This window comes from Streptomyces sp. RPA4-2 (genome assembly GCF_012273515.2).
Lineage (GTDB): Bacteria > Actinomycetota > Actinomycetes > Streptomycetales > Streptomycetaceae > Streptomyces > Streptomyces kaempferi.
In genome coordinates, this window is record NZ_CP050975.2 from 4,874,014 (window position 1) to 4,887,367 (window position 13,354).

A 13,354-nucleotide genomic window follows, 5' to 3' on the forward strand; every position below is an offset into this window, starting at 1 on the left:
GCGGCTACACGCCGTATCCGCCGCGCTGGTGCCGCTCCTCCTCGATCACCGGGGTGCTCGGCGGCACCACCACGCGCCGCCTCCTCGCGATGCTGTTGAACGTCAGGACCCCGATCAGTCCGACCACCATGAAGATGACGCCGACCAGATCGAGGTTGACCCCCTTCATGTGCCAGTCGGTCGCGAACGTGAGGATGGCCCCCGCGCCGATCAGGATGATGCAGCCGCCCAGGCCCATGGGTGTCGCCTCCTTGAAGTAGCAACTCGCGGTCTTTCCGGGCTCGTTCCGAGTACCCGGGACCTCGCGAGACATGCGGAGGCGCTCACTCGCCGCTCGCTGCCACCGTCGGTGCCCTAGCCCTCCAGGAACGCCACCAGCGCGTTGGCCAGCAGGAACGGGTCGTCGGCGCCGCACAGTTCGCGGACGCTGTGCATCGAGAGGATGGCCACACCGATGTCGATGGTCTTGATGCCGTGGCGGGCCGCGGTGATCGGGCCGATGGTGGTGCCGCAGGGCATGGAGTTGTTGGAGACGAAGGACTGGAAGTCGACGCCGGCCTTCTCGCAGGCGGCGGCGAACACCGCGCGGCCCGCACCGTCGGTGGCGTAGCGGTTGTTGACGTTCACCTTGAGGATGGGGCCGCCGTTGGCGCGCGGGTGGTGCGTCGGGTCGTGCCGCTCCGCGTAGTTGGGGTGGACGGCGTGGCCGGTGTCGGAGGAGAGACAGACGGTGCCCGCGAAGGAGCGTGCCCGGTCCTCGTACGTGCCGCCCCGTGCGAACACCGAGCGTTCGAGCACGCCGCCGAGCAGCGGACCGTCGGCGCCGGTGTCGCTCTGCGAGCCGTTCTCCTCGTGGTCGAAGGCCGCGAGGACGGGGATGTACGGGAGTTCGGAGCCGGTGCCCGCGGCCGTGGCCACGGCGACCAGCGCCGCCGTGCCCGCGTGCACGGACAGCAGGTTGTCCATGCGGGGGCCGGCCAGCAGCTCCTTGTCGCGGCCCAGATAGGCCGGCGGTTCGACGGAGTGGGTCATCAGGTCCCAGCCGGTGATCTCGCCGGCCTGCAGACCCGACTCCTCCTCCAGGAACGCGATCAGGTCGCCCTCGTGGGCGTCGCCCAGGCCCCAGACGGGCTGGAGATGGCGCTGCTTGTCGAGCTTGAGTCCCTCGGTGGAGACGGAACGGTCGAGGTGGACGGCCAGCTGGGGGACGCGCAGCAGTGGCCGGTCGATGTTGACCAGGCGCGTCGAGCCGTCACGCAGCGCCAGCCGCCCGGCCAGCCCGAGGTCGCGGTCCAGCCAGGAGTTCAGCAGCGGTCCGCCGTAGATCTCCACGGCCACCTGGCGCCAGCCGTGCGCCCCGGTGTCCGGCTGCGGCTTGACGCGCAGGTTGGGGGAGTCGGTGTGCGCGCCCACGATCCGGAAGGGGGTGTGCGGTCCGGCGCCCTCGGGCACGTACCAGGCGACGATCGCGCCGCCGCGCAGCACGAACTTCCCGCCGCTCGTGCCGTCCCACGCGTCGGTTTCGGCGACCTGACGGAATCCGGCCTTCTCCAGCCGCTCGGCGGCGTTCGCCACGGCGTGGTACGGCGTGGGGCTCGCCGCCAGGAAGGTCATGAGGTCGTCGGTGTGGCCGCGGTCGAAGCGGGCTGGGTAGCTCATGAGTTCACCTTAACGACGCTCGGGGGCCCCCTCCCCGGGATGGTGAGCGGGCTCTCGTAAGGGGGATGTGAAGGGCGGACATCTGGCTGGAGCTGGACGTTTCCGACTGGTGCCCGCTTGGGGACCACGGTGCGGGAGGGGAGACGCCGCCCGTGATCCGGCCCGCCGCGGGGGCCTCCAGAATTTCACGCCCCGGCGCGTATGGAATCGCGCGCCCCTTTATACGCCCCCTCTGCGCCCCTGGTCCTCCTGTTTCGGCGTTCAGTTGAGGCACCCCGTTCAGGCACCCCGTCGAGGGGCTCCACCTCGGCGCCGTCCTCTCCACCGTGCCGAACGGCCCGCCCCCGGAAACGAATCCGGGAGCGGGCCGTCGAGTGGGCGCCGAGCGGTCGCCGAGCGGTCGCCGAGGGGGCTCGAACTCAGAACGCCGCTTCGTCCAGCTCCATCAGGTCCAGGTCCACGCCCTCGGCCAGCTTGCGCACGCCGGTGACGCCGGGCAGTACGTTCGCGGCGAAGAACTTCGCGGCGGCGATCTTGCCGGTGTAGAAGGGCCTGTCCTTCGCCGACGCCGTCTCCAGCTTCTCGGCGGCGACCGCGGCACCGCGCAGCAGCAGGTAGCCGACGACCACGTCACCGGAGGCGAGGAGGAGGCGGGTGGTGTTCAGGCCCACCTTGTAGATGTTCTTGACGTCCTGCTCGGTCGCGGCGAGGTCGGTGAGCATGAGGCCGACGATGGCCTCCAGCTCGACGGCCGCCTTGGCGAGCTGCTCGCGGGCCGCGGACAGCTCCTCGCCGCCGGTGGCGAGCGCCAGGAACTTCTTGATGTCCTCGGCGAGCGAGTTCAGTGCCGTGCCCTGGTTGCGGACGATCTTCCGGAAGAAGAAGTCCTGGCCCTGGATCGCGGTGGTGCCCTCGTACAGGGTGTCGATCTTGGCGTCGCGGATGTACTGCTCGATCGGGTACTCCTGCAGGAAGCCGGAGCCGCCGAAGGTCTGCAGGGACTGGGCGAGCTGCTCGTAGCCCTTCTCGGAGCCGTAGCCCTTCACGATCGGCAGGAGCAGGTCGTTGAGGGCCTCCAGCGCGGCGGTGTCCTCGCCGGCGGCCTCCTTGACCTGGATGTCGTCCTGGATCGCCGCGGTGTGCAGCACCAGGGCGCGCATGCCCTCGGCGTACGCCTTCTGCGTCATCAGCGAGCGGCGCACGTCCGGGTGGTGCGTGATGGTGACCTTGGGCGCGGTCTTGTCCATGAAGTTCGCGAGGTCCGGGCCTTGGACGCGCTCCTTGGCGTACTCCAGCGCGTTCAGGTAGCCCGTCGAGAGCGTCGAGATGGCCTTCGTGCCGACCATCATGCGGGCGAACTCGATGATGCGGAACATCTGGCGGATGCCGTCGTGCTTGTCGCCGATCAGCCAGCCCTTGGCCGGGTGACGGTCGCCGAAGGTCATCTCGCAGGTGTTGGACGCCTTCAGGCCCATCTTGTGCTCGACGTTCGTCGCGTACGCGCCGTTGCGCGCGCCCAGCTCGCCGGTCTCGAAGTCGAACTCGTACTTCGGGACGAGGAAGAGGGAGAGGCCCTTGGTGCCCGGTCCGGCGCCCTCGGGGCGGGCGAGCACGTAGTGGAGGATGTTCTCCGACATGTCGTGCTCACCGGACGTGATGAAGCGCTTGACGCCCTCGATGTGCCAGGAGCCGTCCGCCTGCTGGACGGCCTTGGTGCGGCCGGCGCCGACGTCCGAGCCCGCGTCGGGCTCGGTGAGGACCATGGTGGAGCCCCACTGCTTGTCGACGGCGATCTTCGCGATGTGCTTCTGGACCTCGGTGCCCTCCTCGAAGAGGATGCCGGCGAAGGCCGGGCCCGAGGAGTACATCCAGACGGCGGGGTTGGCGCCGAGCACGAGTTCCGCGTAGGCCCAGATGAGCGAGCGGGGGGCGGTGGAGCCGCCGATCTCCTCGGGCAGGCCCAGACGCCAGTACTCGGAGTCCATGAACGCCTGGTACGACTTCTTGAAGGAGGCCGGGACCGGGGCGGTGTTGGTCTCGGGGTCGAAGACGGGAGGGTTGCGGTCGGCGTCGGTGAAGGACGCGGCCAGCTCGTTCTCCGAGAGGCGCGTGAGCTCCTCCAGGATGCTCTTGGCGGTGTCCGTGTCCATCTCCGCGAACGGTCCGGTGCCGTACAGCTTGTCGCGCCCGAGCACCTCGAAGAGGTTGAACTCGATGTCGCGGAGATTCGACTTGTAGTGCCCCATGGCGACGGCTCCGTAAGGGTTCGGGGAGGCGGAGGTACTCGCAGCCTCGTTACACGTACCAGCAAGTAGCTACGATGATGCTACCCGTCGGTAATAAGAATCAACCCCTGACGGCCCCTGTGTGACGAGGCTCTAACGGGACTTCAGCCGGACGCAGCCGGGACGCGTGCCGAAATCGGTCACCGCGCGTGCCGCGCACGGCCCGGACCGGGGCCGGGAGCTGTACGCGGGCGGGTCCGGGGCGCCGATGGACGGGCGGGGCTTAAGCGGCCGGGTACGGGGATGGGCCGTCCGTGACTCCCCCGGAGGCCGCGCCCACTAGTCTTTGCCGCATGTACGGCTACGACCAGAACGCGGGCGCTCAGCAGCAGCAGTACGCCCAGCCGCAGCAGCAGATGCCCGGCGGCTACGGCCAGCAGCCGCCGCTCTATCCCGAGCCGTCCCCGCCGTCGCTGGCGGACGCGGTCCGCGCCTTCACGACGGGATCGCTCTCCGCGGAGGACTTCCAGCAAGTCTTCGCCACCTCGAAGGTCTACTGCCCGCGCGGCGACAACCCCGGTTTCCTGGCGCTGCACAACACCCAGCAGCCGGTCATCCCCATGTTCAGCTCGCTCAAGGAGCTGCGCCGGTACGCCGGCAAGGAGTCCAAGTTCTTCGTGATCACCGGTGCGGAGGTGATCGACCTGCTGCCCACCGGCTACGGCTTCGTGCTCGACATGGAGGGTGAGCACCGCATGGTCTTCGACGCGAAGGCCGTGGAGCAGATGGTGGACTTCGCCATGCGCCGCATGTACGGCTAGTCCTGCCGCTCACGGATCACCGCGGACGCCCGGAGGGAATTCCCTCCGGGCGTCCGCCGTTACGGGTGGCAGAAAGTTCAACAATCAACTAAACTCGAAGCACAAGGAGGTACCGACATGCCTGCAGTGACCGTCGAAAACCCGCTGACCCTTCCCCGTGTGGTGGCGCCGGCCGACGCCGTGGCCCGTCCCGTGCTCACCGTGACGACCGCGCCCAGCGGCTTCGAGGGCGAGGGATTCCCGGTCCGTCGCGCGTTCGCCGGGATCAACTACCGCCACCTCGACCCGTTCATCATGATGGACCAGATGGGTGAGGTGGAGTACGCGCCGGGAGAGCCCAAGGGCACCCCCTGGCACCCGCACCGCGGCTTCGAGACCGTGACCTACATCATCGACGGGATCTTCGACCACCAGGACTCCAACGGTGGGGGCGGCACCATCACCAACGGGGACACCCAGTGGATGACCGCCGGCGCCGGCCTCCTGCACATCGAGGCCCCGCCGGAGTCGCTCGTCATGTCCGGTGGCCTCTTCCACGGCCTCCAGCTGTGGGTGAACCTCCCGGCCAAGGACAAGATGATGGCGCCGAGGTACCAGGACATCCGCGGGCGCTCGGTGCAGCTGCTGAGCACCCCCGACGGCGGCGCGCTGCTGCGTGTCATCGCCGGTGAGCTCGACGGCCACGAGGGTCCCGGTGTCACGCACACGCCGATCACCATGGTCCACGCGACCGTGGCACCCGGCGCCGAGATCACCCTGCCCTGGCGCGAGGACTTCAACGGTCTCGCCTACGTCCTCGCCGGACGCGGCAGCGTCGGCACGGAGCGCCGTCCGGTCCGCACCGGCCAGACCGCGGTCTTCGGCGCTGGCGGCTCGCTGACCGTCCGCGCGGACGAGAAGCAGGACGCGAACACCCCGGACCTGGAGGTCGTCCTCCTCGGCGGACAGCCGATCCGTGAGCCCATGGCCCACTACGGCCCCTTCGTGATGAACACCCGCGAGGAGCTGCAGCAGGCCGTCGAGGACTTCCAGAAGGGCCGCCTGGGCACCATCCCGGCGGTGCACGGAATGTCCGAGCGCGGGCTGTAAGGACGTACGGCCCACGCGCCGTACGATCCCGACGCCGTACGCCCCTGCGGCCGCGCGCGTCTGACACCGCGTCACCCGGGCGGGCCGTTCCGAGAGGACGGCCCGCCCTTCGCGTGGTCGGGTGGAGAGGTGCAGCTACTCTCCGAGGGCGTCCGGCGGCTGGCGGCCTGGTGTGTCGTGATCCTGCTCGTCGCCGGTGTGGCGTGGGTCGGGATCCGGCTGTGCGGGGAGCTGCGGACGGCGGTCGTGCCCGTGCTGCTCGCGCTGCTGGGCACCGCGCTGCTGCGCCCGCTGTACCGGCGGCTGGTGAACATGCGGGTGCAGCGGTCACTGGCCGCGGGGCTCACCTGTGTCGCGGTCGTCGTGGTGGTGGGCGGGGCGGTCTACATCGTCGTCGCCGCGCTCATCGACACCGGGGACCAGATCCTCGCCTCGCTCAAACAGGCCGCGCGGTCCGTCGCCGAGCACTTCGGCGCGCCGGGCACCTCCCTCGACGACCTCACCTCGCACTCCAGGGAACTGCTGACCAAGTTCGGCGGGGCGGCCGCGTCCAACGTCATCAGCGGGGTCAGCCTGGTCGGCGAGAGCATCGCCGTGGCCGTGCTGGCCCTGCTGCTCGTGTTCTTCTTCCTCCGCGACTCCCACCGCGCCGCCGGCCTGCTGCGCTCGCTCTCGCCCCGCGGCACCGCCGACACCGTGGAAGCCATGGCCCGCCGCGCCTTCGGAGCCGTCGAGGGCTTCATGCGCGGGACCACCCTCATCGCCCTGATCGACGCTCTGTGCATCACCGTCGGGCTGCTGATCCTGCGCGTCCCGGGTGCGGTCGGGCTCGGCGCGCTCGTCTTCGTGGGCGCGTACATCCCCTACCTGGGCGCGTTCATCTCCGGCGCGGTGGCGGTGCTGGTCGCGCTCGCCGACCGGGGGCTGGTGATCGCGCTGTGGGCGCTCGGGGTCGTCCTCGCCGTGCAGGTACTGGAAGGGCACGTGCTGCAGCCGATGATCCAGAGCCGCACCGTGCAGATGCACCCGGCGGTCGTGCTGCTGGCGATCACGGCGGGCGCGTCCGTCGCGGGGATCCTGGGAATGCTGTTCTCCGTACCGCTGACGGCGGCCGCCTTCGGGATCATCTCGGAGCTGCGCAGGCGCTACTCGTCGGGCTTGGTCGTGGACGACTCGTAGAACTCGAACCAGATGCTCTTGCCCTCGCCGCGCGGGTCCACGCCCCAGGCCTCCGCGAGGATCTCCACGAGCACCAGTCCCCGCCCGGAGGACGCCAGTTCACCGGGATGGCGCCGGTGCGGAAGGTCGTCGCTCGCGTCCGTGACCTCCACCCGCATCCGGCGGTCGCCCGGCCCGCCGGTCACCTCGGCGACCAGCAGCGCGTCGTCGTCGGTGTGCACGAGGACGTTGGTCAGGATCTCGGAGACGAGAAGGACCGCCGAGTCGCGCTGGTCCTCCGAGCCCCAGTCGTGCAGCAGCTCGCGCACCTGCTGGCGGGCGTCCGCGATCCGCTCGGGCGCGGTCTGGGCCACGGTCAGCGCGGTACGGCGTGTCGTGGGCGGAGCCGACGCCGCGACCGTGCCGTCCGCGCCCGGGCCCTGGCGGGACAGCAGCACCAGCGCGATGTCGTCCTCGCGCCGGTCGGCCAGCGGTCCCGGGGTGTGGTGCGAGGAGGGCCCGTGAACGCCCTGGACCAGCGCGTCGGCGAGCTCCTCCAGGTCGCCGTCGTGGGACTCCAGGATCCGGCGGATGCGGCGCCAGCCGGTGTCGAGGTCGTGGCCGCCGGTCTCGATCAGTCCGTCGGTGCAGATCAGCATGGTCTCGCCGGGCTCCAGGCAGAGCCGGGTCGTCGGGTAGTCGGCGTCCGGATCGATGCCGAGCGGCAGTCCGCCCGCCGTGGGGCGCATCAGCACCGTCCCGTCGGCCATGCGTATCGCGGGGTCCGGATGGCCCGCGCGGGCGAAGTCCAGCAGCCCGGTCGCCGGGTCCACCTCGACGTACAGACAGGTCGCGAAGCGGACGTCCGCGGCTCTGCCGCCGTTCTGCCCGCTGGAGCCGTGCGTCACCGAGTCCGTGACCCCGTACAGGAACCGTGACGCGCGGGAGAGGACCGCGTCCGGGCGGTGGCCCTCGGAGGCGTACGCGCGCAGGGCGATGCGGAGCTGGCCCATCAGCCCGGCGGCGCGCACGTCGTGGCCCTGGACGTCGCCGATGACGAGCGCGAAGCGGCCGGTCGGCAGCGGGATCACGTCGTACCAGTCACCGCCGACCTGGAGACCGCCGCCGGTGGGGACGTAGCGCGCGGCGATGCCCATGCCCGGCATCCGCGGTCCCAGGGTGGGCATCATCGAGCGCTGCAGACCGTCCGTGAGCTCCCGTTCCGTCTCGGCGGCCCCGGCCCGGGAGAGGGCTTGCGCGAGCATCCGGGCGACGGTCGTCAGCACCGAGCGTTCGTCGGGCGTGAAGCGGACGGGGTACATGAACGCCGCCATCCACGCGCCCATCGTGCGGCCCGCGACGGTCAGCGGGAGAAAGGCCCAGGACTCCCGGCCGAAGTGCCGGGCCAGCGGCCAGGAGACGGGATAGCGCTCCTTGTAGTTCTCGGGGGAGGAGAGATAGACGGCCCGTCCCGTGCGGACCACCTCCGCCGCCGGATAGTCCGTGGCCAGCGACATATGGGTGAAGGGGCCCTCGTCCCCGGGCTGCTGTCCGTGGTGCCCGACGACGGTGAGCCGGTCGCCCTCGGCGCCGAAGACGGCCAGCCCGTCCGGCGAGAACCCGGGCATCGACAGGCCGGCCGCGACCCGCAGCACCTCCGCCGTCGACCGGGCCTCGGCCAGGGCCCGCCCCGCGTCCAGCAGGAACGCCTCGCGCGAGCGGCGCCAGTCACCGGTGACCGGGGTGCGCGCGGCGGTGCCGGGGGAGGGCTCGGTGACCTCTTGGAGGGTGCCGAACAGGTGGAATTCCCCGGTCTCCGGGTCGATCGTCGGCTTGGAGCGGCTGCGCGCGGTCCGCAGCACCCGGCCGTGCTCGTCCATGACGCGCAACCGCACCTCGGCGAGCGTGTGCTCGGCGACGGCGAGCTGTACGACGCCGGCGACCTCGTTCCAGTCGGCCGGGTGGAACCGGGCGCGCACGGCGGCCTCGGTGAGCGTCACCGCCTCCGCGGGCAGGCCGAGGAGGCGGGCGGCCTCCGCGTCGAGGGTGACCAGCCCCTGAGCGTTGTCCCAGCGCCACAGGCCGGTCGCGAGGGCGGCCAGGACGTCCCCCACGGCGGGCAGGGGCTCACCAGTGCGCATTGAACCACTGTATGAAGAGGTGATCGGTGGGTGCCACCGAGAGTATTCGGAGTGGTGATCTTTGGGTGGCCGGTACCCTTGGGGGGTCCGGGCCCGCGCCCGGAAGTTTCACGTGAAACAGACCCCGATCCGCGAAGACTGGATGAACGACGATGCATCGGTACAGGTCCCACACCTGCGGCGAGCTCCGCGCCTCTGACGTCGACAGCGACGTCCGGCTGAGCGGCTGGCTGCACAATCGCCGAGACCTGGGCGGCATCCTCTTCATCGATCTGCGTGATCACTACGGCATCACGCAGCTCGTCGCCCGCCCCGGCACCCCCGCCTACGAGGCCCTCGACAAGGTCTCCAAGGAGTCGACGGTCCGCGTCGACGGCAGGGTCGTCTCCCGCGGCGCGGAGAACGTCAACCCCGACCTGCCCACCGGCGAGGTCGAGGTCGAGGTGAGCGACGTCGAGCTGCTCGGCGCGGCCGCTCCGCTCCCGTTCACCATCAACGCCGAGGACGGCGTCAACGAGGAGCGGCGCCTGGAGTACCGCTTCCTCGACCTGCGCCGCGAGCGCATGCACCGCAACATCCTGCTGCGCACGGCCGTGATCTCCGCGATCCGTCACAAGATGACGGCGCTGGGCTTCAACGAGATGGCGACCCCGATCCTCAGCGCCACCTCCCCGGAGGGTGCCCGCGACTTCGTCGTGCCGTCCCGCCTCAACCCGGGCAGGTTCTACGCGCTGCCGCAGGCGCCGCAGCAGTTCAAGCAGCTGCTGATGATCTCCGGCTTCGACCGCTACTTCCAGATCGCGCCCTGTTTCCGCGACGAGGACGCGCGTGCGGACCGCTCGCCGGGCGAGTTCTACCAGCTCGACGTGGAGATGTCCTTCGTCGAGCAGGAGGACGTCTTCCAGCCGATCGAGAAGCTGATGACGGAGCTCTTCGAGGAGTTCGGCGGGGACCGCCACGTCACCTCCCCGTTCCCGCGGATCCCGTTCCGTGAGTCGATGCTGAAGTACGGCTCCGACAAGCCGGATCTGCGGGCCCAGCTGGAGCTGGTCGACATCACCGACATCTTCGCGGGCTCGGAGTTCAAGGCCTTCGCCGGCAAGCACGTGCGCGCGCTGCCGGTGCCGGACGTCTCCGGCCAGAGCCGGAAGTTCTTCGACGGCCTCGGCGACTACGCGGTCGAGCAGGGTGCGAAGGGCCTGGCCTGGGTGCGGGTGGGCGAGGACGGCTCGCTGACGGGCCCGATCGCCAAGTTCCTGACCGAGGAGAACGTGGCGGAGCTGACGAAGCGGCTGTCGCTGGCCCCCGGCCACGCGGTGTTCTTCGGCGCGGGCGAGTTCGACGAGGTCTCGAAGATCATGGGCGCGGTGCGGGTCGAGGCCGCGAAGCGCTCGGGCAACTTCGAGGAGAACGTCTTCCGGTTCTGCTGGATCGTCGACTTCCCGATGTACGAGAAGGACGAGGACACCGGGAAGATCGACTTCTCGCACAACCCGTTCTCGATGCCCCAGGGTGGCCTGGAGGCCCTGGAGACCCAGGACCCGCTGGACATCCTGGGCTGGCAGTACGACATCGTCTGCAACGGCGTCGAGCTGTCCTCCGGCGCGATCCGGAACCACGAGCCCGACATCATGCTCAAGGCCTTCGAGATCGCGGGCTACGACCGTGAGACCGTCGAGGAGCAGTTCGCCGGGATGCTCCGCGCCTTCCGCTTCGGCGCCCCGCCGCACGGCGGCATCGCCCCGGGCGTCGACCGCATCGTCATGCTCCTCGCGGACGAGCCGAACATCCGCGAGACCATCGCGTTCCCGCTGAACGGCAACGCGCAGGACCTGATGATGGGCGCGCCGACGGAGCTGGACGAGAGTCGTCTGCGGGAGCTGCACCTCTCGGTGCGCAAGCCGCAGCCGAAGTAGGCCCTGTCCGCGGAGTGGCCCGGAACCGTCGTCGGTTCCGGGCCACTTTTGCGTGCCGTGTGAAACCACAGCCCGCACTCATGGTGCTGACAGGCGGCGTCCCTAGCGTCGCTGCCCATGACTGAGAGACAAGAACCGCCACACATACGGAACTTGACCCGACGTGAGGTCATCGTCGCAGGTGGAGCGGCTGTCGCCGCGGTGGGCGTGGCAGGCGGGCTCGCCGTGGACGCGTTCGCGGACGGGGGGAAGGCCGACGCCTCCGCTTCCGCGGGCGCGACGGTGGCGTGCTACACGCTCACCTCGGAGACCACCGAGGGTCCTTACTACATCGACGCGGACAAGATCCGTCAGGACATCAGGGAGGGCCAGGAGGGCATTCCGCTGACCCTCCGGCTCAAGGTGATCGACGCGGACACGTGCAGACCCGTGAAGAACGCGGCGGTCGACATCTGGCACTGCACCGCGCTGGGCATCTACTCCGGTTACGAGGCGATGGGCAGCGGCGGTGGCGGTGGTGGGGGCACGCCGCCCTCCGGTTCCCCGCCCGGCGTCCCCTCGGGCACGCCCACGGGCGAGCCTCCGTCCGGCGGGCCCTCCGGCGGCACGGGCGGTGGGCACTCCGAGCCGACCGACGACGAGCGCTACCTCCGGGGAACCTGGAAGACCGACCAGCACGGCCAGGTCACCTTCAAGACGGTCTTCCCGGGGTGGTACCGGGGCCGTGCCGTGCACATCCACACGAAGGTCCACGTCGACGGCGCCTGGACCGACGCGGGCTACGAGGGCGGGCACACCTGCCACACGGGCCAGTTCTTCTTCGACGAGAAGTCCGTCCTGGCGGCGGCGACGGTCTCGCCGTACTCCACGAACACCGCCACCCGCACCACGCTGACCGAGGACACGATCTACCCGCAGAACAGTCACACGGGCGGGCTCCTGTACCTCACGTACGACAGGAAGCACCCGGCAAGGGGAGTGCGCGCGCACCTGACGCTGGGCGTGGCCCCGGACGAGACGCACGACAGCACGGACACGGTGCCGGGCGGGACGGCCTCGGCTTCGGCTTCGGCTTCGTCGAGCTGACGCAACGGTTCGCCCCAGCGGTGTCCGGTCCTGGTCAGAGTGTTCCGGCGTCGGGCCAGTGGGACCAGTGGGTGTTGGGCGGGAGCGTCGGCCGGTAGCGGGCCGCGTCCGAGGAGTTCAGCACGTCGGCGATCAGCCGGAAGGTCTCGTGGGCGCTCGGCAGGGTGTCCCAGAGATCTTCCGGCTGGTTCCATTCGTCGAGCCGCAGCAGTACGGGCAGGTCGGCGGGGAGGCCGGCCCGGAGTTCCGTCCCGTCGGCCAGGAGAAGCCCCTTGTTCTCCGGGGCGAGCAGGCGGAACACGTCCTGCAACGGGGTGCCGGCGTCGGCGCCGACCGTGAGCGCGGTCCCCCGGACGACCACAGGGGCTCCTCCGGCGTAGACCTCCGTGCCCTCGGGGTCGATCTCCGCCATGTTGTCCACCCGGTCCAGGAAGGCGCCGAACCCGGGCTCACCGCGGGTGAGGCAGTTGCCGAAGCGGTGCATGACGTCGATGAGGTTGCCGCCGCGCGGGTTGTAGCCGAGCAGTTCGGCGACCACGGCCCAGCGCGTGCCGTCTCCGAGGACGTGGAGCCGCGCGTCGACCGGGTGGTAGTAGCCGTTGTCGAGATCGGGGAACGCCGCCCGGTCCGCGCAGAGATCGAACTGTCCGAGGACCGACGAAGTGGTGATCACGAAGCCAGGGTAGGCAGGCCGGCGCGAGCCGCTGGGACCGGGCCCGCTCAGGTCGATGAACAGCTCAGGTGTCGTACGTGCCGTCCCACGGGTCCGCGAAGCCGAGGCGGTCCGGGTAGAGCTCGGCCCAGGTCTCCTCCTCGTCTTCCTTGATCACCAGGCCGAAGAGCACGCCGTCGACGGTGAGTTGGAAGGGGCGGACCGCGATGTCCGTGTAGGAGCGCCGGGGCAGGCTCCGCAGGAGTTTCGCCAGATGGGCCCTCGCCAGGGAGAGGACCGAACTCTCGCCGTCCGGGGTCAGTTGCTGCTCGGCCCAGGTGCCCGCGCACCAGATCTCGGAGTCGCGGTAGTGGCCCTGGGAGTCGAAGGTGTGCAGCACCGTGTAGAGGCGCTTGTGCTCTTCCCAGCCGTCGTCGGGCCGGTACCCCTCGGGGAATGCGTAGGTGACCGACGCCAGGAACTGGCCGTCCGCGTAGTGACCTACGGTCTCGGTGCGGGACTTCGGCTCGTAGGCGATCGGGATGACCGGAGGGACTGCCATGGCGAAACCATACGGGTGGGCGCGCGCATGTCACCATCGGGGTCG

Annotated in this window: 11 protein-coding genes; 5 read left to right on the forward strand and 6 right to left on the reverse strand. The window is 70.2% G+C overall.

The genetic code is table 11. The features are described 5' to 3' along the window. Positions 1-4 precede the first annotated feature (4 nt). The 3 genes from HEP85_RS21300 to HEP85_RS21310 form a co-directional block, all read right to left on the reverse strand. Positions 5-238, reverse strand: coding sequence for a hypothetical protein (locus tag HEP85_RS21300; RefSeq protein ID WP_168529148.1), 234 nt, complete (start codon positions 236-238; stop codon positions 5-7). Positions 239-354: 116 nt separating this feature from the next. Further along, positions 355-1,659 carry a M18 family aminopeptidase gene (locus HEP85_RS21305; RefSeq protein WP_168529149.1) on the reverse strand — a complete coding sequence of 435 codons (1,305 nt, stop codon included), beginning with the start codon at positions 1,657-1,659 and terminating at the stop codon, positions 355-357. 419 nt (positions 1,660-2,078) lie between these two features. After that, the gene (locus HEP85_RS21310) at positions 2,079-3,905 is read right to left on the reverse strand and encodes an acyl-CoA dehydrogenase (protein WP_168529150.1); all 1,827 of its coding nucleotides are present in this window, start codon (positions 3,903-3,905) and stop codon (positions 2,079-2,081) included. A 332-nt stretch (positions 3,906-4,237) separates the two neighbouring features. Between HEP85_RS21310 and HEP85_RS21315 the strand changes: the two genes are divergently transcribed. The 3 genes from HEP85_RS21315 (at position 4,238) to HEP85_RS21325 (ending at position 6,973) form a co-directional block, all read left to right on the forward strand. Further along, positions 4,238-4,705, forward strand: a complete 468-nt coding sequence (locus HEP85_RS21315; RefSeq protein ID WP_168529151.1) for an SseB family protein — start codon at positions 4,238-4,240, stop codon at positions 4,703-4,705. 117 nt (positions 4,706-4,822) lie between these two features. After that, complete coding sequence (locus tag HEP85_RS21320) at positions 4,823-5,794, forward strand: pirin family protein (protein ID WP_168529152.1); 972 nt, start codon at positions 4,823-4,825, stop codon at positions 5,792-5,794. A gap of 129 nt (positions 5,795-5,923) precedes the next feature. Then, positions 5,924-6,973 (forward strand): AI-2E family transporter, encoded by a 1,050-nt coding sequence (locus HEP85_RS21325; protein ID WP_168529153.1) that lies wholly within the window; start codon positions 5,924-5,926, stop codon positions 6,971-6,973. On the opposite strand, the gene HEP85_RS21330 is transcribed toward HEP85_RS21325, so the two are convergent. Further along, positions 6,940-9,093, reverse strand: coding sequence for a SpoIIE family protein phosphatase (locus tag HEP85_RS21330; RefSeq protein WP_168529154.1), 2,154 nt, complete (start codon positions 9,091-9,093; stop codon positions 6,940-6,942). The genes HEP85_RS21325 and HEP85_RS21330 overlap by 34 nt on opposite strands. A 152-nt stretch (positions 9,094-9,245) precedes the next feature. Between HEP85_RS21330 and aspS the strand changes: the two genes are divergently transcribed. Continuing rightward, positions 9,246-11,009: an aspartate--tRNA ligase gene (aspS, locus tag HEP85_RS21335; RefSeq protein WP_168529155.1), complete on the forward strand. Its 1,764-nt coding sequence runs from the start codon at positions 9,246-9,248 to the stop codon at positions 11,007-11,009. Between the two features lie 117 nt (positions 11,010-11,126). Then, positions 11,127-12,095: an intradiol ring-cleavage dioxygenase gene (locus HEP85_RS21340; protein ID WP_168529156.1), complete on the forward strand. Its 969-nt coding sequence runs from the start codon at positions 11,127-11,129 to the stop codon at positions 12,093-12,095. Positions 12,096-12,129: 34 nt separating this feature from the next. Here the strand turns inward: HEP85_RS21340 and HEP85_RS21345 are convergent, their stop codons facing one another. Both HEP85_RS21345 and HEP85_RS21350 read right to left on the reverse strand, forming a co-directional pair. Further along, positions 12,130-12,768 carry a hypothetical protein gene (locus HEP85_RS21345; protein ID WP_211118036.1) on the reverse strand — a complete coding sequence of 213 codons (639 nt, stop codon included), beginning with the start codon at positions 12,766-12,768 and terminating at the stop codon, positions 12,130-12,132. A 64-nt stretch (positions 12,769-12,832) separates the two neighbouring features. Then, a complete protein-coding gene (locus HEP85_RS21350; protein WP_168529157.1) occupies positions 12,833-13,309 on the reverse strand; it encodes a hypothetical protein in 477 nt (158 codons plus the stop codon). Positions 13,310-13,354: the final 45 nt, after the last annotated feature.

What these genes read in the sequence shown, in the direction of transcription:
- HEP85_RS21350 (WP_168529157.1), bottom strand. Translation starts at nt 13,309, where the DNA reads ATGGCAGTCCCTCCGGTCATCCCGATCGCCTACGAGCCGAAGTCCCGC.
- HEP85_RS21300 (WP_168529148.1), bottom strand. Translation starts at nt 238, where the DNA reads ATGGGCCTGGGCGGCTGCATCATCCTGATCGGCGCGGGGGCCATCCTC.
- aspS (WP_168529155.1), top strand. Translation starts at nt 9,246, where the DNA reads ATGCATCGGTACAGGTCCCACACCTGCGGCGAGCTCCGCGCCTCTGAC.
- HEP85_RS21310 (WP_168529150.1), bottom strand. Translation starts at nt 3,905, where the DNA reads ATGGGGCACTACAAGTCGAATCTCCGCGACATCGAGTTCAACCTCTTC.
- HEP85_RS21320 (WP_168529152.1), top strand. Translation starts at nt 4,823, where the DNA reads ATGCCTGCAGTGACCGTCGAAAACCCGCTGACCCTTCCCCGTGTGGTG.
- HEP85_RS21340 (WP_168529156.1), top strand. Translation starts at nt 11,127, where the DNA reads ATGACTGAGAGACAAGAACCGCCACACATACGGAACTTGACCCGACGT.
- HEP85_RS21315 (WP_168529151.1), top strand. Translation starts at nt 4,238, where the DNA reads ATGTACGGCTACGACCAGAACGCGGGCGCTCAGCAGCAGCAGTACGCC.
- HEP85_RS21305 (WP_168529149.1), bottom strand. Translation starts at nt 1,659, where the DNA reads ATGAGCTACCCAGCCCGCTTCGACCGCGGCCACACCGACGACCTCATG.
- HEP85_RS21330 (WP_168529154.1), bottom strand. Translation starts at nt 9,093, where the DNA reads ATGCGCACTGGTGAGCCCCTGCCCGCCGTGGGGGACGTCCTGGCCGCC.